Source organism: Pseudomonas sp. GW460-LB5 (assembly GCF_059423245.1).
The window spans coordinates 13,786-34,711 of sequence record NZ_JBWKXT010000038.1; the positions used below are offsets into that span (position 1 = coordinate 13,786).

The 20,926-nt window shown below is 56.1% G+C and carries 25 protein-coding genes; 17 read left to right on the top strand and 8 right to left on the bottom strand.

Features of this window, described 5'->3' with window-relative positions:
- Nucleotides 1–3 precede the first annotated feature (3 nt).
- Nucleotides 4–480, top strand: a complete 477-nt coding sequence (aroQ, locus tag AC07XM_RS20845; protein WP_016486876.1) for a type II 3-dehydroquinate dehydratase — start codon at nucleotides 4–6, stop codon at nucleotides 478–480.
- Nucleotides 481–561: 81 nt separating this feature from the next.
- Here aroQ and AC07XM_RS20850 read toward each other — a convergent pair whose 3' ends face one another.
- The 5 genes from AC07XM_RS20850 to AC07XM_RS20870 all read right to left on the bottom strand — a co-directional run bounded on the left by AC07XM_RS20850 (nucleotide 562) and on the right by AC07XM_RS20870 (nucleotide 4,317).
- A complete protein-coding gene (locus AC07XM_RS20850; protein WP_080641040.1) occupies nucleotides 562–852 on the bottom strand; it encodes a c-type cytochrome in 291 nt (96 codons plus the stop codon).
- Between the two features lie 21 nt (nucleotides 853–873).
- Nucleotides 874–1,668 carry a hydroxyacylglutathione hydrolase gene (gene gloB, locus AC07XM_RS20855; protein WP_016486877.1) on the bottom strand — a complete coding sequence of 265 codons (795 nt, stop codon included), beginning with the start codon at nucleotides 1,666–1,668 and terminating at the stop codon, nucleotides 874–876.
- Entirely contained in the window at nucleotides 1,665–3,233 is a 1,569-nt protein-coding gene (locus tag AC07XM_RS20860) for a GMC family oxidoreductase (protein ID WP_102689676.1), read from the bottom strand. The genes gloB and AC07XM_RS20860 overlap by 4 nt, the downstream gene beginning before the upstream one ends.
- A gap of 10 nt (nucleotides 3,234–3,243) precedes the next feature.
- Nucleotides 3,244–3,804, bottom strand: a complete 561-nt coding sequence (locus AC07XM_RS20865) for a tat pathway signal sequence (RefSeq protein ID WP_016486879.1) — start codon at nucleotides 3,802–3,804, stop codon at nucleotides 3,244–3,246.
- 120 nt (nucleotides 3,805–3,924) lie between these two features.
- Nucleotides 3,925–4,317 carry a VOC family protein gene (locus AC07XM_RS20870; RefSeq protein WP_016486880.1) on the bottom strand — a complete coding sequence of 131 codons (393 nt, stop codon included), beginning with the start codon at nucleotides 4,315–4,317 and terminating at the stop codon, nucleotides 3,925–3,927.
- A gap of 207 nt (nucleotides 4,318–4,524) precedes the next feature.
- Here AC07XM_RS20870 and AC07XM_RS20875 point away from each other — a divergent pair, with 207 nt between their 5' ends.
- Both AC07XM_RS20875 and AC07XM_RS20880 read left to right on the top strand, forming a co-directional pair.
- Nucleotides 4,525–4,827, top strand: coding sequence for a ribbon-helix-helix domain-containing protein (locus tag AC07XM_RS20875; protein ID WP_016486881.1), 303 nt, complete (start codon nucleotides 4,525–4,527; stop codon nucleotides 4,825–4,827).
- 248 nt (nucleotides 4,828–5,075) lie between these two features.
- Nucleotides 5,076–6,146, top strand: a complete 1,071-nt coding sequence (locus AC07XM_RS20880; protein ID WP_102689675.1) for a transketolase-like TK C-terminal-containing protein — start codon at nucleotides 5,076–5,078, stop codon at nucleotides 6,144–6,146.
- Here AC07XM_RS20880 and AC07XM_RS20885 read toward each other — a convergent pair.
- Nucleotides 6,143–6,595: a MarR family winged helix-turn-helix transcriptional regulator gene (locus AC07XM_RS20885; protein ID WP_016486883.1), complete on the bottom strand. Its 453-nt coding sequence runs from the start codon at nucleotides 6,593–6,595 to the stop codon at nucleotides 6,143–6,145. The two genes, AC07XM_RS20880 and AC07XM_RS20885, sit on opposite strands and share 4 nt — an antisense overlap.
- Nucleotides 6,596–6,721: 126 nt before the next feature.
- On the opposite strand from AC07XM_RS20885, the gene aceE reads away from it, so the two are divergent.
- Complete coding sequence (aceE, locus tag AC07XM_RS20890) at nucleotides 6,722–9,391, top strand: pyruvate dehydrogenase (acetyl-transferring), homodimeric type (RefSeq protein ID WP_102689674.1); 2,670 nt, start codon at nucleotides 6,722–6,724, stop codon at nucleotides 9,389–9,391.
- Nucleotides 9,392–9,530: 139 nt separating this feature from the next.
- Here aceE and AC07XM_RS20895 read toward each other — a convergent pair whose 3' ends face one another.
- The gene (locus tag AC07XM_RS20895; protein ID WP_095115390.1) at nucleotides 9,531–9,980 is read right to left on the bottom strand and encodes a GNAT family N-acetyltransferase; all 450 of its coding nucleotides are present in this window, start codon (nucleotides 9,978–9,980) and stop codon (nucleotides 9,531–9,533) included.
- Between the two features lie 468 nt (nucleotides 9,981–10,448).
- On the opposite strand from AC07XM_RS20895, the gene AC07XM_RS20900 reads away from it, so the two are divergent.
- The 4 genes from AC07XM_RS20900 (at nucleotide 10,449) to AC07XM_RS20915 (ending at nucleotide 15,301) form a co-directional block, all read left to right on the top strand.
- Entirely contained in the window at nucleotides 10,449–12,257 is a 1,809-nt protein-coding gene (locus AC07XM_RS20900; RefSeq protein WP_158248166.1) for a TnsB C-terminal domain-containing protein, read from the top strand.
- Nucleotide 12,258: 1 nt separating this feature from the next.
- A complete protein-coding gene (locus AC07XM_RS20905; RefSeq protein WP_102689672.1) occupies nucleotides 12,259–13,122 on the top strand; it encodes a TniB family NTP-binding protein in 864 nt (287 codons plus the stop codon).
- Nucleotides 13,122–14,129 (top strand): TniQ family protein, encoded by a 1,008-nt coding sequence (locus AC07XM_RS20910; RefSeq protein WP_132579080.1) that lies wholly within the window; start codon nucleotides 13,122–13,124, stop codon nucleotides 14,127–14,129. The genes AC07XM_RS20905 and AC07XM_RS20910 overlap by 1 nt, the downstream gene beginning before the upstream one ends.
- A gap of 953 nt (nucleotides 14,130–15,082) precedes the next feature.
- On the top strand, nucleotides 15,083–15,301 hold the full coding sequence (locus AC07XM_RS20915; RefSeq protein WP_058147684.1) for a co-regulatory protein PtrA N-terminal domain-containing protein: 219 nt from the start codon (nucleotides 15,083–15,085) through the stop codon (nucleotides 15,299–15,301).
- A 118-nt stretch (nucleotides 15,302–15,419) separates the two neighbouring features.
- On the opposite strand, the gene merR is transcribed toward AC07XM_RS20915, so the two are convergent.
- Nucleotides 15,420–15,854, bottom strand: a complete 435-nt coding sequence (gene merR, locus AC07XM_RS20920) for a mercury resistance transcriptional regulator MerR (protein ID WP_058147683.1) — start codon at nucleotides 15,852–15,854, stop codon at nucleotides 15,420–15,422.
- A 71-nt stretch (nucleotides 15,855–15,925) separates the two neighbouring features.
- Here merR and merT point away from each other — a divergent pair, with 71 nt between their 5' ends.
- The 9 genes from merT (at nucleotide 15,926) to AC07XM_RS20965 (ending at nucleotide 20,917) form a co-directional block, all read left to right on the top strand.
- Nucleotides 15,926–16,276, top strand: a complete 351-nt coding sequence (merT, locus tag AC07XM_RS20925; RefSeq protein WP_058147682.1) for a mercuric ion transporter MerT — start codon at nucleotides 15,926–15,928, stop codon at nucleotides 16,274–16,276.
- A 13-nt stretch (nucleotides 16,277–16,289) separates the two neighbouring features.
- Nucleotides 16,290–16,568 (top strand): mercury resistance system periplasmic binding protein MerP, encoded by a 279-nt coding sequence (gene merP, locus AC07XM_RS20930; protein ID WP_058147681.1) that lies wholly within the window; start codon nucleotides 16,290–16,292, stop codon nucleotides 16,566–16,568.
- A 2-nt stretch (nucleotides 16,569–16,570) separates the two neighbouring features.
- Nucleotides 16,571–16,819 carry a mercury resistance system transport protein MerF gene (merF, locus tag AC07XM_RS20935; RefSeq protein WP_058147680.1) on the top strand — a complete coding sequence of 83 codons (249 nt, stop codon included), beginning with the start codon at nucleotides 16,571–16,573 and terminating at the stop codon, nucleotides 16,817–16,819.
- Nucleotides 16,816–18,486, top strand: a complete 1,671-nt coding sequence (gene merA / locus AC07XM_RS20940) for a mercury(II) reductase (RefSeq protein WP_058147679.1) — start codon at nucleotides 16,816–16,818, stop codon at nucleotides 18,484–18,486. The genes merF and merA overlap by 4 nt, the downstream gene beginning before the upstream one ends.
- 147 nt (nucleotides 18,487–18,633) lie before the next feature.
- Entirely contained in the window at nucleotides 18,634–19,287 is a 654-nt protein-coding gene (locus AC07XM_RS20945; RefSeq protein ID WP_158248165.1) for an RNA polymerase sigma factor, read from the top strand.
- Nucleotides 19,284–19,643: a mercuric resistance transcriptional repressor MerD gene (gene merD, locus AC07XM_RS20950; RefSeq protein WP_102689669.1), complete on the top strand. Its 360-nt coding sequence runs from the start codon at nucleotides 19,284–19,286 to the stop codon at nucleotides 19,641–19,643. The genes AC07XM_RS20945 and merD overlap by 4 nt, the downstream gene beginning before the upstream one ends.
- A complete protein-coding gene (gene merE / locus AC07XM_RS20955) occupies nucleotides 19,636–19,857 on the top strand; it encodes a broad-spectrum mercury transporter MerE (protein ID WP_102689668.1) in 222 nt (73 codons plus the stop codon). The genes merD and merE overlap by 8 nt, the downstream gene beginning before the upstream one ends.
- Nucleotides 19,854–20,711 carry a patatin-like phospholipase family protein gene (locus AC07XM_RS20960; protein WP_102689667.1) on the top strand — a complete coding sequence of 286 codons (858 nt, stop codon included), beginning with the start codon at nucleotides 19,854–19,856 and terminating at the stop codon, nucleotides 20,709–20,711. Before merE ends, AC07XM_RS20960 begins: the two co-directional genes overlap by 4 nt.
- Nucleotides 20,708–20,917, top strand: a complete 210-nt coding sequence (locus tag AC07XM_RS20965) for a DUF3330 domain-containing protein (RefSeq protein WP_102689666.1) — start codon at nucleotides 20,708–20,710, stop codon at nucleotides 20,915–20,917. Before AC07XM_RS20960 ends, AC07XM_RS20965 begins: the two co-directional genes overlap by 4 nt.
- The last annotated feature ends 9 nt before the right edge of the window (nucleotides 20,918–20,926 follow it).

Genomic DNA, 20,926 nt, shown 5'->3' on the forward strand with positions numbered 1-20,926 from the left:
ACCATGAGTCGCGCAGTTTTTGTCCTGAATGGCCCCAACCTGAACATGTTGGGTCGCCGCGAGCCGGAAATTTACGGCACAACGACCCTGCAGCAGGTTCAGCAAAGCTGTGAGCAGCTTGCAAACGAGCTGGATCTGGTTTGCGAGTTTCGTCAAACGAACAGCGAAGCGGTGATGGTTGACTGGATCCAGGAGGCATTCGACAAGAACGCCGCAGTGATCATCAATCCGGCTGGCCTTTCGTTTAATTCAATCCCGGTGCTCGATGCGCTGAAATTGATCAAGGCGCCACTGGTGGAAGTCCACATTTCGAACATTCATGCCCGCGATGAGCTCCATCGACACTCGATCATGTCCACCGTGGCTAATGGCGTGATTGCAGGATTGGGGGTGGAGGGATATCTGCTGGCGCTTAGAGCAGTGTGTACACGGCTATCCGAACGATGGCCAACAAGCCTTGCTGCCTCTGCCTCGCGCTGAAATCAAGCGTGTGACTGAAGCGCAAGACATCCATAGGAGCTCTTGAAATAACCGTTGTTAAATCAGAGCTCCTTTCGGTCATCAGCGGGACATCCAGCCTATCGTAGCCGCGAGGTCTTCGTCGCTACAGTCACTGCAGAGTCCACGTGGTGGCATGACACTCAATCCATTCACTACGTTTTTGAGCAGTACGTCTTGCCCTTGAGCCAGGCGTGGTTGCCATGCAGCGACATCACCTTTCTTAGGCGCGTTGGGGAGTTGACCGTTGTGGCACATGGCGCAGGTTTTCGCGAATACGGCCTCAGGCTCTTGGCCTGCCTGGGCAGAAGCAATCATGAAGGCTGTAGCGGCAATCAGCAGTGTTTTTCTCATGGATGATCTTCTTCTTGTTGTTCAAAAATTGTCTTTCCACTTGCGCATGGCAGCAAAGCATTCTTCGGCGGTTGTGATGGCCAGGCCCGCTTGGCGTTGGACAACCTCAACGATCTTCGCTTCCCGCACACGGAGGAACGGGTTAATTGCGCGTTCAACGCTAATGTAGGTAGGCAAAGTGCACTGCCCGCGATTGCGGATTTCGCTGACCTCAGCCAAGCGCTCGGCGATTTGCTGATTGCCTGGGTCGACAGCCAAAGCAAAGGGCAGGTTGGAGAGGGTGTACTCATGTGCGCAGTACACCCGCGTCTGCTCTGGGAGCACGGCAAGGCGTTCGAGCGACGTCAGCATCTGCAGCGGCGTACCCTCGAAGAGGCGCCCACAGCCGGCGCTGAACAGCGTGTCCCCGCTAAACAGCACATCCTCATCAACCAGGTGATAGGCCAGGTGCCCGCAAGTATGGCCAGGCACCCCGATCACGCGAATGGTTCGCCCCAGTACCTGGATTGAATCACCGTCCTTCAGTGGCCGATCCCTGGCAGGGATCGGCTCGTTTGCAGGGCCATGCACGCGGAGATCGAACGCAGACTTCAGTTTCTCGACACCGCCCACATGGTCGCTATGATGGTGAGTGATCAGCACGTCGGTGAGCGCCCAGCCGGGATGCTCAGCCAACCAGGCTTGAACTGGCCCGGCATCACCTGGATCTACAACCGCACAGGCCTGGTTTGAGTGATCGAGCAGAAGCCAGATGTAGTTGTCGGTAAACGCCGTGATTGCGCAAATCTCCAGGCGGTTGTCGGCGATGGTAGTCATGCCGCATGCGTCCTCAGAGCATCGGCAATGTACTCCGCCTGACGAATCGCCAGGCTAACGATCGTCAGGGTAGGGTTCTCGGCTGCGCTGGTGGTGAACTGACTGCCATCTGAAATGAACAGATTTGGAACTTCATGGCTTTGCCCGTATTTGTTGCAAACACCATCGGCTTCCTTGTGGCTCATACGACAAGTGCCCATGTTATGAGTCGAGGGGTAGGGTGGTACGCGGTGGGTCTTCAGTGCACCGACGGCCTCATAGACCGCGCTACCTTGCTGATAGGCGTGCTCGCGCATTGCAATATCGTTGGGGTGGTCGTCGTAGTGCACGTTGGCCACAGGAATGCCAAAGCGGTCTTTGACGTTATCGCTCAGGGTAATGCGATTGGATTCCCGGGGCATGTCCTCACCGACCAGCCACATGCCAGCCAGATGCGTGTAGTTGTCCATGACGCGGGTGAAGTCGCGTCCCCAGGCGCCGGGGTTGAAGAACGCAGCCATGAAGGAAGGGCCAAGCGAGATGGTTTCCATTTCGTAGCCTCCGACAAAGCCCCTGTCGGGATTGAAGTGCACCTCGTCACCGATCAGGCCGGCCATGATGGTGCCGCGATAGAAATGCACAGGGTCCTTGAACTCTGCGAACACAGATCCGGTGGTATGGCGCATGTAGTGTTTACCGACCATCCCGGAGCCGTTGCCAATACCATGAGGGAACAATGTGCTGGTCGAATTAAGCAGTAGGCGAGGGGTTTCAATGGCATTGCCTGCGACCGCAACAAGTCGCGCTTTTTGGCGTTGCAGACGCCCTTGCGCATCTGCGTAGACCACACCGGTGGCTCGCCCTTTTGCATCGTGCTCGATCTTTACTGCGTGCGCCTGCGTACGGAGCTCGAGCTTGCCTGTGGCCTCCGCTGCCGGGATCTCGGTGTACAGCGTTGACCACTTTGCCCCCATCTTGCAGCCCTGGAAGCAAAAGCCAAGTTGCATGCACTGAGCGCGTCCTGCGCGGGCACGGCTGTTGATCGCCATGTGGCCGGTACTGCACTTTTTGTAGCCAAGCTTGCGAGCACCGTTGTACATCACCTGAAAATTGTTGTTCCCCGGTAGCCCAGGAATGTCGTTGGTGCGCGTCACGCCCATCTTGTCTTCGGCCCTTGCATAGAAGGGCTCCAGTTCAGCGAGCGTCAATGGCCAGTCGAGCAGGTTCGCATCCTTGATGTCGCCATAGGTCTGCCGCGTTCGGAATTCATGCTCCTGGAATCGAAGGCTGGCACCTGCCCAGTGAGTGGTAGTTCCACCCACCGTTTTGCAGATCCAGGCGGGGAGGTTCGGGAAGTCCTTGGCGATCTGCCAAGAGCCCGAGGTAGTACGGGTATCGCCCCAGGACAATTGCTCGAACGAGGGCCATTCGTCATTGATGAAAGTGGCAGAGGACTGGCGCTGGCCAGCCTCCAGCAGGACGACTGGAATACCCTTCTGGCACAGTTCATTGGCCAGTGTTCCACCACCCGCACCAGAGCCGATGATCACCACTACCGAGTCATCGTCGAAATTGAATGTGGTCATGTACGCATCCTCAGGAAAAGGCGGATGGGCTGGCTTCGGTAGGGGCGGCAGGTAGCCACTTCAAGTCGTTGAAGCCGCGCATCAGGTAACCGCCTTTGGGGAAAGAGGCACCTTCGTAGCCGAAGTGCTGGTAGGCGAGTTCGTTGCTGTACAGGGCATTGACCGAGACTGACCTGACCAAAGTGAAAAACGGGGTGGTCTGGATGGACTCGAGCACGGCCAATTGGCGCGGCTCATCCAGATTCAGCCAGGCGCCATCAGCTGACTTGTCCAGCTCGTTCAGACCTTGTTCAAGCAGGGGAAGAATGGATGGGTCTGTCACGGCGCGGTCGTCCAAGGCTTTGATCGCAAAGGCGTACACAGCGTCTTCCATCTGATCGTGAGGGTAGATCCGGCGCACTATAACCATCAGTCGTGCGGCTTGATCGTTGTTCAGCATTTTCATCTCAAGCGCCCAGGTTGTACTGGGGGCGAGCAGGGCGATGGGGCCGGAGGTGAAAAGCAACGTGCCCAAGAGAATTCCGCCGCTGCCTTTCAGAAAGCTACGGCGGCTGGCTTGTATATCCTGCATGCTGTTCTCCTTGTTGTTTTTATTAGGAGCCTGACATCACGGGTGCTGCTTTGTTGGGGATTGGCGTTTGCCGCGCAATATTGATAGACGACGCCCAGGCGTCTGATGCGTGTGGCTGCGTTACTGATAGTGGCCGGCGCGCTGCAACACCTCGATCTTGTAGCCATCCGGGTCCTGGATGAAGAAGAAGCGAGCGAGCAGCGCTTCACCACGCTTGAACTCCTTGATGGCGGCAGGAGAGAGCCCCATTTCGCTCAAGCGAGCGTGATGGTGATCGAGATCTTCTACTGCGAAGGCGACATGGCCATACCCACTGCCGTGGGTGTAGCCGTCTTGGCCCTTGTTCCAGGTCAGTTCGATTTCGGCGCCGCTTTGCCGGTCGCGTAGGTAGACGAGCGAGAAGTCGTCGAACTCAAGGCGGTGGGATTCCTGCAGGTCGAATGCTTGTCCGTAGAAACGCATGGAGGCATCCAGGTCACCTACACGGATCATGGTGTGAAGGAATTTCGGCATGATCAGGCTTTCCTGTGGTGTTGTTATGCACTCAGGATGGCAGTATGAAAAATTGATGGGTAATAAGTGGCTATTACGTGCGCCCCAAAAGCACAATGGACATGTGTAATAGGGGTGTATTACCCATATGCTGCTTTGGGGCGGTACCTTCAGGCGTGGGCGTATGCCCTCGACGTGACTTAGCCAGGTAAAGCCAGCGGAGGCACCATGTGTGAGCTGTATGTGAAGGCAGACCCGATCCTTTATGAATCGCGTTCGCGCTCCTTGCGCATCCGGGGCGTGGTCACCACCCTGCGTCTGGAAAACCAGTTCTGGGACATCCTGACCGAGATTGCTGCAGCGGACAGTGTCAGCACCAATCAGCTCATCGCCAAGCTGTACGAGGAGGTCATGGACTACCGCGGAGAAGTGGTGAATTTTGCCTCGTTCCTGAGGGTAAGCTGCACCCGCTACCTCAGCCAAAGGCAGGTGACCAATAGGGTGGTGCCACTTTCAATCGCAGCGGGGTAAGCCTGTTGCCCTGTGGAGCTGTGCTGCCATGTTTCCATCGCCGGTAACCGAATGGCCACAGCACATAAACTGATATTGAAATCGGTAGGCTGATCTACCTATCCGCAACGGCGTCTTCGGGCGCCGTTTTCTTCGCCCTCATTCTTGGTTCCTCAATTCAGGCCTAGCTCATAGGATCCATCCTTTCTGGTTGCATTTGCAACTAGCTTGGATTATCCCTATTGCACACCGCATGAGGAGTTTCATGGATGGACAACCTTCGCTTACAGCGTACCCCTGACACCATATCGGCCGCACAGGCCTGCATTCGCCACATCGAACGAGGCTACAAAGAAAGGGAAGGGGCGCCGGGCTCACCCCTGGGAACTGCTGTCGATATTCTCAAGCGACTTGAGACCGGCTCCAGCACCCGCGGGCAGTTTGGTTTGATCAATGATCGGATAAGCGAGCAGTTGAGCACCACGGCGATCAGCGCCTGGCCCCTTTGGTTTAGCGAGCAGTCACGTGCCGCCGAGCGCCCGCTGTTTTACATGACTCAGTCACCGACATCCGCCCAAATGTCGATGCTAACCGCCCAGGTTGCTGAGCGAGGCATCATCCTCAACGACATCGAGTCTTCGCAGTCCCGTTGGGCGAAAGGAGCGCATCCCTGGTTACCCTTGTGGTTGGCATCCAATCGCCGATGCATACCTTTCGACCCCGCGTGTGGAGATGAAGTCAAAGCTATTTGTATTGGGGCGTTGCAAGCGTTGTACGTGGAGGGAGCTCCTGGTTTTTGCTACATGACTTTGCATGACGAACCAGGGGAAGGGCGGGTATGTGATCGCTCGCAGGCTTACCTGGGAATGTATCGTTTGTCTGAGGGTGTCGACGGAGAAGTATCTGTTCGGCTGCTAGGTGCTGGGTCGATGCTTAGCGAGGTATGTGCAGCCGCCGAGCTGCTGCGAGCGGAGTGGGGGATCAAAGCCGAGGTATGGAGTTGCCCGAGCTATACCAAACTTGCCCGGGACGCAGAAAGGCGAGCTCGTCTTCAACGGTTGCGTAGAGAAGAGAACCTGCCCAACTGCCATCTTCAACTCTGTCTTGGCACGGCAGACACGCCTGTCATCGCGGTGACGGGGTACGATGAATTCGTGGCTGCGCAACTTGCTGCACATGTCACTGCGCCGTTCACGGCTTTGGGTGCGGATAGTCTGGAGCCTAGCCAACGCCTCAATCGTCATTGGGTAGTGTTGACCGCACTGCGCGCCTTGGTTCGCCGGGGCGTAGCCGACAGTTCTTGGGTAAGCGGGGCAGTCAGGCGTTACCGACTGGACTAATTAGCACGCCTGTTAGTGCGGGCGTTACGGCTCGCACTTTCCAGGGCTAGCGCAAACGACCTCTGTTGCTCATCACTGAACTCCGCCAGAAAAAGCTCCTCGACGGACTGTTTGTAAACCGTCCACATCCGCTTGCGAAGATCGCGACCGCTGTCGGTGATGCGAGCGATCGCACCTCGGCCGTCATCTGCCGCTTTTTTCCGCACTACCAGTCCATCCTTTTCCAGGCGATCAACCAGGCGGGTAAGGTTGTAACGCTCGATGGCCATCACGTCGGCCAGTTCATGCATGCGACGGGCACCATCCTCCCCACTTTCGATTCCCCACAGCGCGTCGTACCAGGCATAGGGCGGCAGGTTCTCTTCAGCCAGGCGACGTTCGATTTCCCGGATGAGGCAGCGATGCGCACGAATGAAGTTGTACCAGAGGTCTGGCGTGGGGGTGGTCATGACGTCTCCAGAACGAGGTTGTTATTGCAGTTGCAATCATAGCTCGATTGACGATAGATTCAATTGCAAATGCAACAAGGTGCTGGTTGAACAACGACCAGCCGAGCCACACAAGGAGAGTTATCGATGGCGCACAGCTACCCGCTTCGCGATGAAGATCCACAAGAGACCCGCGAATGGATTGACTCGATTGCTTCGGTCGTAGAAGTGGAGGGGCGGCCCCGGGCGCACTTCCTGATCGACCAGCTTCTCGACTTTGACGTTTCTGTACACGGAGATTTCCATGGTCGAGTGACCACGCCTTACGTGAATAGCATTGCACCGGAGCGCGAGTTGCCCTACCCGGGAGATCTCGACATTGAGAAGCGCCTCAATGCCTATATCCGCTGGAACGCACTCACCATGGTGCTCCGCGCAGGCAAGCATTCAGGCGTGGGTGGGCACATCGCGACCTATGCCTCGGCGGCGGTACTCTACGACGTTGGCTTTGACCATTTCTTCCGAGGGCGTACCGAGCGCTTCGCGGGCGATATGGTGTACATCCAGGGGCATTCGGCGCCCGGCATTTATGGCCGTGCTTACACCGAGGGCCGGCTGACCGAAGAACAGCTGGACAACTTCCGTCGTGAAACTCATCGTGACGGCGTCTCTTCTTACCCTCATCCGCGCCTGATGCCAGAGTTCTGGCAGTTCCCCACGGTCTCTATGGGCTTGGGGCCCATTACGGCCGCCTATCAGGCGCGCTTTATGCGATACCTTGAAAACCGTGGACTGAAGGAACATCAGGGCCGTAAAGTCTGGGCGTTCCTGGGCGATGGCGAGATGGATCAACCCGAATCGCTGGCGGCGATCTCCCTGGCCGGGCGGGAGAAGCTCGACAACATTATCTTCGTGGTCAACTGCAACCTGCAGCGTCTGGATGGGCCTGTTCGCGGTAACGGAAAGGTGATCCAGGAGTTTGAGAGCCTTTATCGCGCCGCTGGATGGAACGTCATCAAGGTGATCTGGGGAAGTGGCTGGGACGCCTTGCTGGCCAAGGACAAGACCGGGCTGCTTCGTCAGCGCATGATGGAGTGCGTCGACGGTGAGTATCAGACCTACAAGTCCCAGAACGGTGCCTATGTGCGTGAGCACTTTTTCGGCAAGTACCCGGAGCTGCTGGACCTGGTCAGCGACATCAGCGATGAGCAGATCTGGAAGCTTGCACGCGGTGGCCACGATCCAGTCAAGGTCTATAACGCTTACGCTGCAGCAACCCGCCAAAAGGGTCGTCCCACTGTCATCTTGGCCAAAACGGTCAAAGGCTTCGGGATGGGTGAAGCGGGTGAAGGACAGAACATCAATCACCAACTCAAGAAGATGGGCGCAGAGGCAGTCAAAGCCTTCAGTGATCGCTTCGGCCTGGCGTTGAGTGACGATCAGCTCGGCGAGTTGCCCTACTTGCGGCCCGACGAAGCAAGTGCGGAAGCGCGGTATCTGAAAGGGCGCCGCGAAAGTTTGGGTGGTTATGTTCCGGCTCGTTATGCACAGGTTGAGTCGTTGCAGATTCCGCCGCTGTCCGCATTAGAAGGACAGCTCAAAGGCACCGGCGACCGTTCCATTTCAACGACCATGGCGTTCGTGCGGATCCTCAGCACGCTGCTGAAAGATCCGAACATCGGCAAGCTAGTCGTCCCCATCGTGCCCGACGAATCACGCACCTTCGGTATGGAGAGTCTGTTCCGGCAGATTGGTATCCACTCTCATGTCGGTCAGCTTTACATACCTCAGGATGCCGGCACGTTGTCCTACTACAAGGAGAGTGCGGACGGGCAGATCATGCAGGAGGGCTTGAACGAATCCGGTGCCACTTCATCCTGGATAGCGGCTAGTACCTCGTACGCCAACCACGGTGTGATGACCCTACCGTTCTATATCTTCTACTCGATGTTCGGCTTCCAGCGCGTGGGCGACTTGCTGTGGGCGGCCGGCGATGCCCGTGCACGAGGTTTCTTGCTTGGTGCAACTTCAGGGCGCACCACGCTGATGGGCGAGGGCCTTCAACACGACGATGGCCACAGCCATGTGATGTCGGCTACTGTGCCGTGCTGTATTTCCTACGACCCGACATACGCCTACGAGCTGGCTGTGATCGTGCATGACGGCATGCGCCGCATGTATGTCGAGCAGGAAGACATCTATTACTACATCACCGTACTCAACGAGAACTACCCTCATCCCGACATGCCGGAAGGTGTGGAGGAGGGGATTCTCAAAGGGCTGTATCGACTGCCACTTGAGCGAGAGGTCAAGAAGGATCTGCATGTCCAGCTCATGGGCAGCGGTGCTCTCTTGCCGGAGGTCATCGCCGCTGCGCAGATCCTGGAGCGTGATTATGGCGTGAGCAGCGAAGTCTGGAGTGCCACCAGCCTGACCGAAGTGCGTCGTGAGGCACAGCAGGTTGAGCGTTGGAATCTTCTGCACCCCATGGAAGATCCGAAAGTTCCTTACCTGACCCAATTGCTGGACGGTCACGCTGGGCCGGTAGTGGTCTCCACCGACTATATGAAAATCCACGCCGACCAAATCCGCCCCTGGGTCGGAAATCGCCGCTTCGTCGCACTGGGCACCGATGGCTTCGGACAATCAGATACCCGCGAGGCGCTGCGTCGACATTTTGAAGTTGATCGGCAGTTCGTCGTGTTGGCTGCATTGAAGGCCCTGGCCGACGACGGTGTGCTTGGTCGTGATGTCGTGGCTAAAGCGCTAGCTGAGATGCAGATTGATGGTGAGAAGGTAGATCCAATCAGCGTCTGACCCGAGCGGACAAGGAGGTGATTGGCATCAGCTCCTTGTCTAGTTTTTTAACGAAGATGTGATAGCGAATTGAGTGGAAAGCCCCAAAGCCCCGTATTTCCTAGGCAAAACCGAAACGGTTAAATAGCCTGGGCTAATCCTACAGCCGCTTCTCCATTATGATGGTGCGCTCCGCCACATGAACCGCGTCGCGGATTTTCTGATAACCCAACGCGGTATAAAACTTTTCAGCTGTAATCGACGATGGCACACGTACAGCTTCAATTCCGGCGCTGGCAGCGGTTGTATGAATTACATCCATCAAGTGCCGCCCGATACCGCCTTTCTGGTGAGCTGGGTCAACAAAAACACTTCTGACGACATCACCGTCGAGACCAGCAGTGCCAATAATGTTTTCGCCCAATAAGGCAACGAAGACCCTACGCTTCGTAAGCTGCGTGGTGATGGCTTCAGGAGAAAAGCTCTGCTCAACCTGAGCGATCACGTCAGGTGGATAGTCCTTTGAATTTGACTCACGCAGGGCGGCTATAACTACGCGGCTTATTGCTGCGGCATCTCTGCTCGTAGCGGGACGAACGTGGCATTCCATGCTGAGGCCTCAATCCTGAAATGGATTACAGCTTAGCGCATCGCAATGTGCCTTTCCCGGACGCTTACTGATAAAGGCTTGCTGCACCGTCTGTGACTGTTATCCATAAATGATAAAAAAATATATTCAAGAAAATCAAGGCTTTAGCTGAAGTGAAATCCATAGAGGATAAAAAATTAGCAAAATCTTAGGGATTTATCCTTTTTGAGGTGCAGAAGCTGCGTGTTGTGGCGTTATATGTCGTAGAGTTATAAAAAGCATCTGACGAACACGATTTTTGTCGTTTTTCGTGTATCCGTTACACGGCTTTAGAAAATAATAAAAATTAGGATGCAATCATATTTCTCAAGTAAATCATGAGCTTATGAGAGATTTTTTCTTCAATTTTTGGCTGGTTTGCCAAGGGTAGTTTTGCGGTCCTTTTTTCTTTGCTATATGGAGATTTTTTCGCACGGAAAATCTGAGGTCATGCAGATCGAGATTGAAGAAGGGATGCATGTTGTAGCTCGCGGAAAAGCTGCATTAATTGTGGGGCCGGTTGATGCAGATTCAGTTGAGGTACTTCTGCTTTCTACTCGACAAAAGATCACTGTTGGACTGAATGAGATAGAGTTCATCACGGTGCCCAAGAGATCTACTGGCGACTCCGAACTTCTTTACTTGACTAGATTGGAATCTGAATCAAATGACCAGGAAATTCAGCTGGCATTGAGGCGCCACGAGGTATTGTCGAGATTGCACCGTAAGGAAATTTCTGTGGCCCAAGCAGCAGAGGAGATAGGTGTTACTCGGTCGCATGTTTATAAGTTGCGTGCCAAGCATGATGAAAGTATGGGGTATTGCACTCAGTTGGTTCGGCGGAGAGGTAATCAGAGGAACTCACGACATTTAGATCCTGCTCTCGAAAAAGAAATAGAGGCAGTGCTCGAGACATTTCGTAAACGTGCAGGAGTTACATTTGCAGAGGTGTGGCGTGCTGTGCAAAAAGCTTGCATGTCACTTAACCTAAAATGCCCTGCACGCAAAACGATTCGAAATCGTATGAAAAATAGTTTTACTCGCGAAGAAGTCACCCGTTTGAAATATGGGCGGGAGGTGGCTGCACAGATGCATGACTCTCGACCAGGAAAGTACAAGGCTACCAAACCCTTAGAGTGGGTGCAGACTGACCACACGCTCGTTGATTACGAGGTTCTCACGGACGACCGTAGTGACACTATTGGTCGCCCTTGGCTGACCCTGTTTATTGATGTCTATACGAGGGTGATACTAGGATACTATCTCAGCCTTCATCCACCTAGCACTTTGTCGGTTGCTTGTGCCTTGACTCATGCAGTGATGCCGAAGGAAGACTTTTTACGTAGATTGAATTTATCAGGCTTCAAGTATCCGATGTATGGCCCCCCGTTCATGGTCTATATGGATAATGCGAAAGAGTACAGGAGTCATAAGTATCTCTCTTCTTTAGATCGTGCGCATATCGGCTACGATCACCGTCCGCTGGGGAAGAAGCACTTTGGTGGTCATGTCGAAAGGCTGATAGGTACGATGATGAATAAGGTTCATTTGTTGAGCGGCAGCACAATGTCAAATACAGTTGTTAGGAAAAGGCTGGCTAGAGATAGGAAGCCCACCCAAACGTTCACGGAGTTTGCTAGGTGGTTTGCGTTAGAGGTAATGGAATATCATTCGACCGTGCACAGCGAAATTAAAAAGACTCCTTTGCAAGCATGGCAGGATTACTATGGTCCGCATGGTGTAGTGCCTTTTCCTCCGCAAATAACAGACGCGCACCAGTTTCGTTTGAACTTCATGCCTCAAGAATATAGAAACATCCGGCCGGGTGGCATTGAATTTAAGACTCGTTTTTATTGGGATCCTGTGCTCGACCCCTTTATTGAAGAGAAAAAGGTTCTGATAAAATACGACCCATTTTCACTTAAGCAAATCTGGGTCCAGTTAGATGGGCAATTCATTCCGATTCCTTTTGCCGACATGACGTTGCCTGATATTACTCTGGAAGAGCATAGAGCGAAAGTTCTCTCTAGTCAGTCACTGGAACCAGGATCTTTTGGTGATGCTCAAGCAGCAGAAGCACACAGTGAAGCAGGCAGGATAGAAAGTGCAAGCATAAAGAAGACGCGCGCTGCCAAAAAACAATTGGCTGCGAAAGTTGAGTATCAGAAAGAGTTCTCGTCTGCGGAGGTTGTCAAAAAAGAAAAGAAAGTGGCTCCCGATTATTCTTTGCCACCAAAGCCTTTCAAGGGGGGTGTGTAAGATGGGTTATGATCATTTGCGTCCTGACCGACAGGCGTTGCTCGACCAGGATATTGAAAAAAGAATTAAATTGATGCTCGGTGATATTTGGGTAGATATAGCACCAAGTGAAACCGTATTCAAGGTTATGAACAATATGGCGAATGTTCCTAAGCGAATAACAGCGCCCGCGCTTTTGGTGACGGGCCTAGGGGGAGCTGGAAAGAGTGCAATAGTCAAAGAGATTCCAAATCGAGTAACTCGGAGCGAAGGACTTCTAACGATAAGCATGGCTTCTGATCCAGACTTAATGAAAAGAAAAGAGTTCAGGACTGAGATTTACCATAAATTGGAGCTTCCCTGTCCGCCAATCCACCGCAAGTCTTCTGTAGCCGACTTAGTTACTAGAGAGCTGTCAGAGATCTTAAAGCTTAGGAATATATGGGGCTTAGTGATTGATGAGATTCACGACATGCTATTATGCGGCAAGGTGGAGCAGAGAATCAATAGCTCAATGCTGAAGGCTTTTCTTGGGGAGTCATATGGAATTAGTCTATTCGCGTTTGGTACGCCTAAAGCAAACAGCTTTATATCCGCCATAACCGAAACGCAGCGTCGTTTCTCGGTAATCAAATTAGAGGACTGGAAAGAAGATGAAAGCTTCAGAACGTTTTTGCTGGGAGTCGAGGAATTGCTTCCTCTTAAAAGGCCATCACGACTGTACGACCAAGACAAAGTTTTTGCCATTTTGGCTGCCACTTCAGGGCGAATGGATAACGTGATGAACTTGATCAGGTCTGCAGGATGCTACGCGCTTAGAGATGGAACCGAAGCGATTAGCCTAGATCATCTTGCAAAAGCATCTGCCAGCCCTTGGGGTTATTGATGAGTACTATTGCAGGTATGCCCCATATACTGCATGACGAAACGATATCTTCTTGGCTGTATAGATCTACGCTTAGGTCACGATACAATAATCAGTATTTGGCTGGTCAGTCATTTATGATTCCGCCACCAGTTTCCTGGGGCGGCCCGCTGGTCGAGTGCAGTGACTGGGACTTTGATCCAAATACAGATTTTTTGAAAGTGGCTATGGAAAATTTAGCAATTGATGTTAATTATGCCGCTGCATTATTTTTCAACACCCGCGGGCGTGTTGTGGATTGGGCTCGACGCTGGTGGTTCTGTGCCCAGTGCTTGCGTGCAGACATTGCTAGGGGCCAAGCCCCAGGCTGGCGTAAGCATTGGTGCTATAGAGATTCGATCGTTTGTTCGACCCACGGAGCGGATCTGCACAGGCTACAGGTCCAACCTCAACTGAGTCGTGGATGGGACGCCTTTATTCAATGTCTGCAGGACAGATTGATTGATCCAGCCTGGCAGTGCCAAAACTTTCAGCGCTTCCGCGTCAGTGTTGTGAACAGAGTGGCAAGATGGAAGTTGAAGCAAGGAAAAGTCACCCTTGATTTATTCGACAACTTATATAGTGTCATGCTGCTTGCGCCTGTGTATAACGGCAATCAGGGCATGGCGTATGAATTATTTGGCGAGCCTGGGCCTTTGATCCGCCTTGCGATGCCTAATTATCTTGCAGGCATCAAGTACGGTGCAGAATTTGCGAGTATGAAGGCGAGGTTTGCGAGTCTTTTGCTTGCTGGATACTTAATGGGAATTGTAGGTGACCGAGATCTAGCATTTGTCGCAGCCAAGGATGAGAGGTTTGAGGCTTGGAGGAGCTATAATTTGGATTTAGTGAGCTCTATGCGATTTGGGTGTACAAGTAAATTGGACTTCAAGTTGCTTGAGTCGCTTCTGTTTGGGCGCGGGGAGCTCCCGTGCGATGTTCTTAATCGTGCGCTTCGCACTTATTTTTTTAAGCTTAGAATACAGTAGAGCTTTTCATGTTGATGCTCAGCTATAGCCGTGCCGCAAAGTATGTGTGTCGTGCGCTGACGCTTTTCACTTGGCTCGGCAAATGTGGCCCAGTGAAGATATTTGTTCACTTATGACGCTTTCTCATGAGTTGTTTATAATAAATAAATTTTTGGCGCGCAGGGCGATGCGTTCATCATTGGTGAAAGAGGCTTCAAACTTTATGCTTTGGGGCTGTGCTCATAAGGCTCTGCTTAGGTTCATTCTCCGGGTTGAATCTCTAGAACGACGTGAGGAGTGTTCCAAGATTTCCTCAACCAGCACCATGTACTGGGGTCATGCCGAGATAAAGGAAAATTAGGACATACGCGCTGCAACTGATTGTATTTAAATATTTTTCTAGCGTCGCTGAGCTGCTCAGGGTGGGCTTTATAGGCTTTTATAGTCAATTATAGAAACGGCTCTGAACGCCTGATTGAGGTTATGCCGAGGCAAGGGGGAAATTCACTCATTTGTCCTGTAACTCATTGTTATTAATGAGTTTATTTCGACAAGAGGGCGTGCCGAGATAAGGCAAAAATTAGGGCATTCGCTCTGTAACTTGCCGCACTTAAACGAACAGATTGGAAATCCTGCTCAAGCGAAGGCGCGCTTAGCGTAATGGCTTCAGCCAGATACCGCTGAGGATCAGTTCGGCCTGCTGCGAATTAAGTAGGCCGATCTGGAGTTGGCAAAGGTACTGGGGTGTCGGTATCAAGGCTCTGAGCCGGGGTTTGGGGAGCAATGGAACCAAAAACCAACGTAAGCCCTGAATCTGCCGTTTGGGGAGCAACGGAACAGAAAGTGCACTTAAGCTCTGTCAGCTCCTCCGCACGATAACGTAGGGATTTCGCAGCGCCATCCCCTCCTTGAATCCGTACTTAACTACGGGAATAGAGTGGCATCGTGGGTCAAAACCGAGAGGAGATGCCGTTATGAAATACCTAAGACTGCTGCTGATAATGGGGGCGACTCTGCTGTCATCCACCGTATGGGCCGAGGGCGGGAGTGATCGAGCGCTTGATCGAGCCACGGCTATGCGTGACAAGGCTGAAGCGGCCTTGATGGCGGATACCCTCAAGAAGATTGAGCAGATGGGCGCCACAGCGGCTGGCCGGGTCGAAGAACAGCCCGCCTGTCCGCCGGCACGGTAGAACACGAGCTGCTGATGCGCGAGCGGCGCGGCCGGATGCCAGGTGAGTCTGCCGTAGGGGCACACGAGTGCCACTAGCAGTATCAACTTGTGGCCTTTGCAAGTGCTCCTTTGGCCAGTCAGCGGCGCTCTGTGAGCGCCGCTCTTTTGTCCTCATGCAGCGAAACGATCAGCGGGCAGGTAACAGTCCCTTGGCTCGTACAACAGTCATGGACCAGTCGCGCCAAGACTGACTCGATGCGCTGTAAATCCGCGAGTTTTCCGCGCACATCCTCAAGCTTCTGCTCGGCGAGCACGCGCGCTTCGTCACAGTGAGTACCGTCATCCAGCCTCAACAGTCCAGCCACTTCATCGAGGCTAAAGCCCAACCGTTGCGCGGATTTCACGAATTTCACCCGCGCCACATCCGCCTCGCCGTAACGGCGAATACTGCCGTAGGGCTTGTCCGGTTCTGGCAACAGCCCCTTGCGTTGATAGAACCGGATGGTTTCCACGGTGACTCCGGCGGCCTTGGCAAAGGCGCCAATGGTCAGACTTTCCACAGTGTTCTCCATAGCGCTTGATCCCGTACTTGACTACGGGATTAACCTTAAACCATCGATCAAATGCGCAAAAGGAGAACTGCATGTCTGAACCATCAAACGGGCGCGCCCCTCTTGTTGCCGGGGGGCTGGCGGCGATTCTCGCCTCGACCTGCTGCCTTGGACCACTGGTTCTAATCGCCCTGGGATTCAGCGGGGCGTGGATCGGCAACCTGACCGTACTGGAACCTTACCGGCCGCTCTTCATTGGCGCCGCACTGGTGGCGTTGTTCTTCGCCTGGCGACGTATTTTCCGCCCGGCAACTGCCTGCAGACCAGGCGAGGTCTGCGCGATTCCGCAGGTACGTACCACCTACAAGCTGCTGTTCTGGCTGGTGGCGGCCTTGGTGCTGGTCGCACTCGGCTTCCCCTACATCCTTCCGTTGTTCTACTGATCAGGAGTTCGCCATGAAAAAACTGCTCGCATCCTTCGCCCTCGCCACTCTCGTCTCTACCCCTGTCTGGGCGGCTATCCAGACCGTCACCCTGGCGGTGCCCGGCATGACCTGCGCCGCCTGCCCGTTCACGGTGAAGAAGGCGCTGACCAAGGTCGACGGCGTGACCAAGGCCGAGGTGAGTTTCGAGAACCGCGAAGCCATCGTCACCTTCGACGATGCCAAGACCAGTGTCGAAGCTCTCACCCAAGCCAGCGAAAACGCGGGCTACCCGGCTTCGCTCAAGGAGTGACCATGAGCAACCCCAAAACGCTATTGAAGATTGGCGTGAGCGGCTCGGTAGTGGCGGCATTGTGTTGTTTCACGCCGGTGCTGGTGGTTCTGTTTGGAGTAATCGGCCTATCCGCCTGGGTAGGCTACCTGGACTACGTACTGTTTCCGGCGCTCGGCGCCTTCATTGCGCTGACCCTGTATGCCCTGCACAAGAAGCGTAAAGCCGAGGCCTGCTGCACAACCGATTCAAATACGGGAGAAAAACCATGATCGAACTCCAGGTGGAGGGCATGACCTGCGGATCGTGCACGGAGCACGTCAAACAGGCATTGGAGCAGGTGGCGGGCGTGCGTTCGGCGAGCGTTTCCTATCCGCAGGGATTGGCAGCGATCGCAACCGACGGCCATGTGAGCTTGGAGCCGCTTATCGCGGTGGTCACCGCACTCGGCTATCGCGCGCGGGGCGCCGACGGCTCTGCCGGTCCATTCGACCAGGCGTCGGGCTGGTCGGGTCGGGAAACTACGCAGACCGGCGATGAGCAATCGCTGCACATTGCCGTCATCGGCAGCGGCGGCGCCGCCATGGCGGCCGCCCTCAAGGCAGTGGAAGGCGGTGCCCGCGTCACCCTGATCGAGCGTGGCATCATCGGCGGCACCTGCGTCAACGTGGGGTGCGTGCCCTCCAAGATCATGATTCGCGCCGCGCATGTAGCCCATCTGAGGCGCGAGAGTCCGTTCGACGCCGGGCTGTCGGCCACCACGCCGGCCGTCCTGCGCGAACGGCTGCTCGCGCAACAACAAGGTCGCGTGGACGAACTGCGTCATGCCAAGTACGAAAACATCCTGGAGGGCACGCCGGCCATCAGCGTGCTGCGCGGCAGCGCCCGTTTCAGCGATGGCCGCACGCTCAGCGTGGAACTGGCAGGCGGCGGCGAGCGCATCCTTGCCTTCGACCGCTGCCTGGTTGCCACCGGCGCGAGTCCGGCCATTCCGCCGATTCCCGGCCTCCAGGGCACGCCCTACTGGACCTCTACCGAGGCGCTGGTGAGCGACAGCATTCCCAAACGCTTGACGGTGATCGGATCCTCGGTGGTAGCGCTGGAACTGGCGCAGGCCTTCGCCCGCTTGGGTAGCAAGGTGACGATTCTGGCGCGCCACACGCTGTTCTTCCGTGAAGACCCGGCCATCGGCGAAGCGCTGACGGCGGCCTTCCGGATGGAGGGCATCGAAGTGCTGGAGCAGACGCAAGCCAGCCAGGTGTCCTACGCCAACGGCGAGTTCGTGCTGACCACCAACCACGGCGAAGTGCGCGCCGACCAACTGCTCGTCGCCACCGGCCGCACGCCCAACACCCAGGGCATGAACCTAGAAGCAGCCGGCGTGCAGCTGGACGAACGCGGCGGCATCCGGATCGACTCCGGCATGCGCAGCAGCGCCCCCGATATCTATGCGGCCGGCGATTGCACCGACCAGCCGCAATTCGTCTATGTCGCCGCGGCCGCCGGCACCCGCGCGGCGATCAACATGACCGGCGGCGAGGCAACGCTCAATCTCGACGCCTTGCCGGCCGTGGTGTTCACCGACCCGCAGGTGGCCACCGTCGGCTACAGCGAGGCGGAAGCGCATCACGCCGGCCTAGAAACCGACAGCCGTACCTTGACCCTGGATAACGTGCCACGCGCGCTGGCCAACTTCGACACCCGCGGCTTCATCAAGCTGGTCGCCGAAGCGGGCTCCGGCCGACTGCTGGGCGTGCAGGCGGTGACCCCGGAAGCGGGCGAGATCATCCAGACCGCAGCCATCGCCATCCGGGCGAGGATGACGGTGCAGGAACTGGCCGACCAGTTGTTCCCCTACCTGACCATGGTGGAGGGATTGAAGTTGGCGGCGCAAACCTTCACCAAGGATGTGAAGCAACTGTCCTGCTGCGCGGGTTAAGGGAAAACCGCACCGTGCCAGGAGACGAGAGCCAAGGCTATTGCATCAGTGAGATCACAACAGCCGAGGAGGTGGAGAGTTGACACTCGCATCACCACCGCATGCAGTGACGGGACGCAGACCGAAGGGGCCAGCGCGGCGCCTCTGTTGTTGGAGCGCTTGCGCAGCGGCGACCGGGAGGCATTCACGGTCCTGGTGCGTGAGCATCATCGTGCGCTGCGGGCGCTGGCCGTCTGTATCGTCGGCGAAGCCTGGGCCGACGACGCCGTGCAAGAGGCCTGGCTCGCGGCCTATCGGGCGCTGCCCAGGTTCGAAGGAAGGGCCAACCTCAAGACCTGGCTCTGGGCGATCGTGCGTAACCAGGCACTGGCTCGGCTGCGTCGGGAGCGGCGCTACGTGCCCTGGGCGGCGGTGTTCCCGGACGCAGACGACGGCAAGAGCCTGCGCTTCGACGCGGCCGATCCCTGGCCGACAACTTCGGGCCCCTGGCATCAGGAGGGGCCGGAAGCGCTGTTGACCTGCGCCGAGTCGGCCCAGTGTCTGGGGCGCGCCATCGCCGCGCTGCCGGGCGCGCAACGGCGGGCCTATCGGCTGCGCGAGATGGAGGGCCTGGAACTCGACCATATCGCCGAGGGCATGGCGACCTCCAACGGCAACGTGCGCGTGCTGCTGCACCGGGCCCGCTCCGCGTTGAGGCGTGTGCTGAACGCCTATCAGGAACAAGGAGAGTGCCGCTGTTTATCCAGGCAGCCACTCCTCGATCCATCGAGGGGGCGGCCGCCTGAAGGAGCACGAGCATGAGCAGTTACACGATTTCCAAGTTAGCCGAACAGGCCGGCGTCAGCGTGCACGTGGTGCGTGATTACCTGCTGCGCGGGCTGCTGAACCCCGTGCGGCGCACCGACAGCGGTTACGGCATTTTCGATGCGCAGTCGCTGGCGCGGCTGCGTTTCGTGCGTACCGCCTTTGAGGCGGGCATCGATCTGAGAGAGTTGGCGCGCTGGTGTCAGGCGCTAGACGGTGGGGGCGGCGACATCGATGAGTGTCGGGCGCATCTGCGTTCGTTGATCGCGGCGCGACGCGAAACCCTGGTGGTGCTGGATCGGCAGCTGGCGGCCGGGCTTCCCCACGCTGAAGCGGAGAGCCGCCATGCGTAGCCCAGCCAGTTCGCCCCCAGCGCACCGCTGGCGGGCTTATGCCTGGGGCGTGCTGGCCGCGCTCACCTGCCCTTGTCATCTGCCGGTGCTGGTCATTGTGTTGGCTGGCACGACCGCCGGCGCCAATGTGGGCGTCGTCGCAGTGGCGCTGGTCGCCGTGTTCAGCGTTTCTGTCGCGTTGGCCTGGCGCGCTGCACATCCAGCCGGCTCATGAACGTCGAGGCTCCTTCGGCACGCACCGCACTGGTCTTGTGCGGGGGCGGCGCACGAGGCGCGATGCAGGTTGGCTTCTATCAAGCGATCACCGAACTGGGATTGTCTTTCGATCTGGTGGTAGGAAGTTCGGTGGGGGCCTTGAACGGCACCCTGATCGCCGCCGGCATGCCGCCGGCTGAGCTGGCGCAGCTATGGCGGGGCCTGCGAAGACCTGATGTCGTCGCTTGGAACTGGCGGGGATTGCGGGGCGAAACAGGCGGTTTCTATACATTCGCTCCGCTACGGCGCCTTCTCCATGAGGTGCTGCCCATCCGGTGCTTCGAGGAACTCAAGCATCCGCTGGTCATCACGACCACCAATCTGCAGACCGGTCAGCCTTGCTATCACGAGCGGCACGGTGACCTGATCGAACCGGTGATTGCCAGCATGAGTCTGCCCGGTGTTTTTCCGCCGGTCTGGATCGCGGGGAATCAGCATGTGGATGGCGGTGTAGCCGATAACGTGCCGTTCGATAAGGCATCGGATTGCGGCATGCGAGAGCTGCTGATGATCTCATGCACCTGTTGCCCACGGGATTCGACCCCGCTGGCTTCACCGCTGACGATACTGCTGCGCAGCTTCATGATCGCCCTGGACACCAAGTATCTGTGCGGCTTGCAACAGCACAGGTCGCGGGGCATCCGTGTACAGCTTGTACGCCCGCATTTTTCACAATCGGTCGGCTTGCTCGACTTCGATCAAACCGACGCGCTGATCGACGTGGGATACAGGGAAACACTTGCCACATTCCGCGCCCTGCGCTCGAACCGCATGCCCCCTGCATCGCCACGTCCTGAAGGAGTACCGTCATGAGCGTTAACGACCCGTCCACCAGTTGCACCTCTTGCTGCGAATGCTGCCAGGAGATCCCACTCGACGCCGCCCTGACTGTGGAAGGTAGCGAGTACGTCCTGCATTTCTGCGGGCTGGAGTGCTATGAACGTTTCCAGGCTCGTGCTGAGACCAGGGCCGCATTCGACACCGAGCCTGCCGACAACAGCTCTGGTTCGTCCGATTAAAGAAGTGCC

Coding starts and splice junctions, on each gene's coding strand:
- merE (WP_102689668.1), top strand. CDS start 19,636: ATGCGTAGCCCAGCCAGTTCGCCCCCAGCGCACCGCTGGCGGGCTTAT.
- AC07XM_RS20900 (WP_158248166.1), top strand. CDS start 10,449: ATGCAGATCGAGATTGAAGAAGGGATGCATGTTGTAGCTCGCGGAAAA.
- AC07XM_RS20875 (WP_016486881.1), top strand. CDS start 4,525: ATGTGTGAGCTGTATGTGAAGGCAGACCCGATCCTTTATGAATCGCGT.
- merD (WP_102689669.1), top strand. CDS start 19,284: ATGAGCAGTTACACGATTTCCAAGTTAGCCGAACAGGCCGGCGTCAGC.
- merR (WP_058147683.1), bottom strand. CDS start 15,854: ATGGAGAACACTGTGGAAAGTCTGACCATTGGCGCCTTTGCCAAGGCC.
- AC07XM_RS20860 (WP_102689676.1), bottom strand. CDS start 3,233: ATGACCACATTCAATTTCGACGATGACTCGGTAGTGGTGATCATCGGC.
- AC07XM_RS20870 (WP_016486880.1), bottom strand. CDS start 4,317: ATGCCGAAATTCCTTCACACCATGATCCGTGTAGGTGACCTGGATGCC.
- AC07XM_RS20910 (WP_132579080.1), top strand. CDS start 13,122: ATGAGTACTATTGCAGGTATGCCCCATATACTGCATGACGAAACGATA.
- AC07XM_RS20850 (WP_080641040.1), bottom strand. CDS start 852: ATGAGAAAAACACTGCTGATTGCCGCTACAGCCTTCATGATTGCTTCT.
- AC07XM_RS20895 (WP_095115390.1), bottom strand. CDS start 9,980: ATGGAATGCCACGTTCGTCCCGCTACGAGCAGAGATGCCGCAGCAATA.
- AC07XM_RS20905 (WP_102689672.1), top strand. CDS start 12,259: ATGGGTTATGATCATTTGCGTCCTGACCGACAGGCGTTGCTCGACCAG.
- merF (WP_058147680.1), top strand. CDS start 16,571: ATGAGCAACCCCAAAACGCTATTGAAGATTGGCGTGAGCGGCTCGGTA.
- aroQ (WP_016486876.1), top strand. CDS start 4: ATGAGTCGCGCAGTTTTTGTCCTGAATGGCCCCAACCTGAACATGTTG.
- AC07XM_RS20880 (WP_102689675.1), top strand. CDS start 5,076: ATGGACAACCTTCGCTTACAGCGTACCCCTGACACCATATCGGCCGCA.
- merP (WP_058147681.1), top strand. CDS start 16,290: ATGAAAAAACTGCTCGCATCCTTCGCCCTCGCCACTCTCGTCTCTACC.
- AC07XM_RS20960 (WP_102689667.1), top strand. CDS start 19,854: ATGAACGTCGAGGCTCCTTCGGCACGCACCGCACTGGTCTTGTGCGGG.
- merT (WP_058147682.1), top strand. CDS start 15,926: ATGTCTGAACCATCAAACGGGCGCGCCCCTCTTGTTGCCGGGGGGCTG.
- AC07XM_RS20965 (WP_102689666.1), top strand. CDS start 20,708: ATGAGCGTTAACGACCCGTCCACCAGTTGCACCTCTTGCTGCGAATGC.
- gloB (WP_016486877.1), bottom strand. CDS start 1,668: ATGACTACCATCGCCGACAACCGCCTGGAGATTTGCGCAATCACGGCG.
- AC07XM_RS20915 (WP_058147684.1), top strand. CDS start 15,083: ATGAAATACCTAAGACTGCTGCTGATAATGGGGGCGACTCTGCTGTCA.
- merA (WP_058147679.1), top strand. CDS start 16,816: ATGATCGAACTCCAGGTGGAGGGCATGACCTGCGGATCGTGCACGGAG.
- aceE (WP_102689674.1), top strand. CDS start 6,722: ATGGCGCACAGCTACCCGCTTCGCGATGAAGATCCACAAGAGACCCGC.
- AC07XM_RS20885 (WP_016486883.1), bottom strand. CDS start 6,595: ATGACCACCCCCACGCCAGACCTCTGGTACAACTTCATTCGTGCGCAT.
- AC07XM_RS20865 (WP_016486879.1), bottom strand. CDS start 3,804: ATGCAGGATATACAAGCCAGCCGCCGTAGCTTTCTGAAAGGCAGCGGC.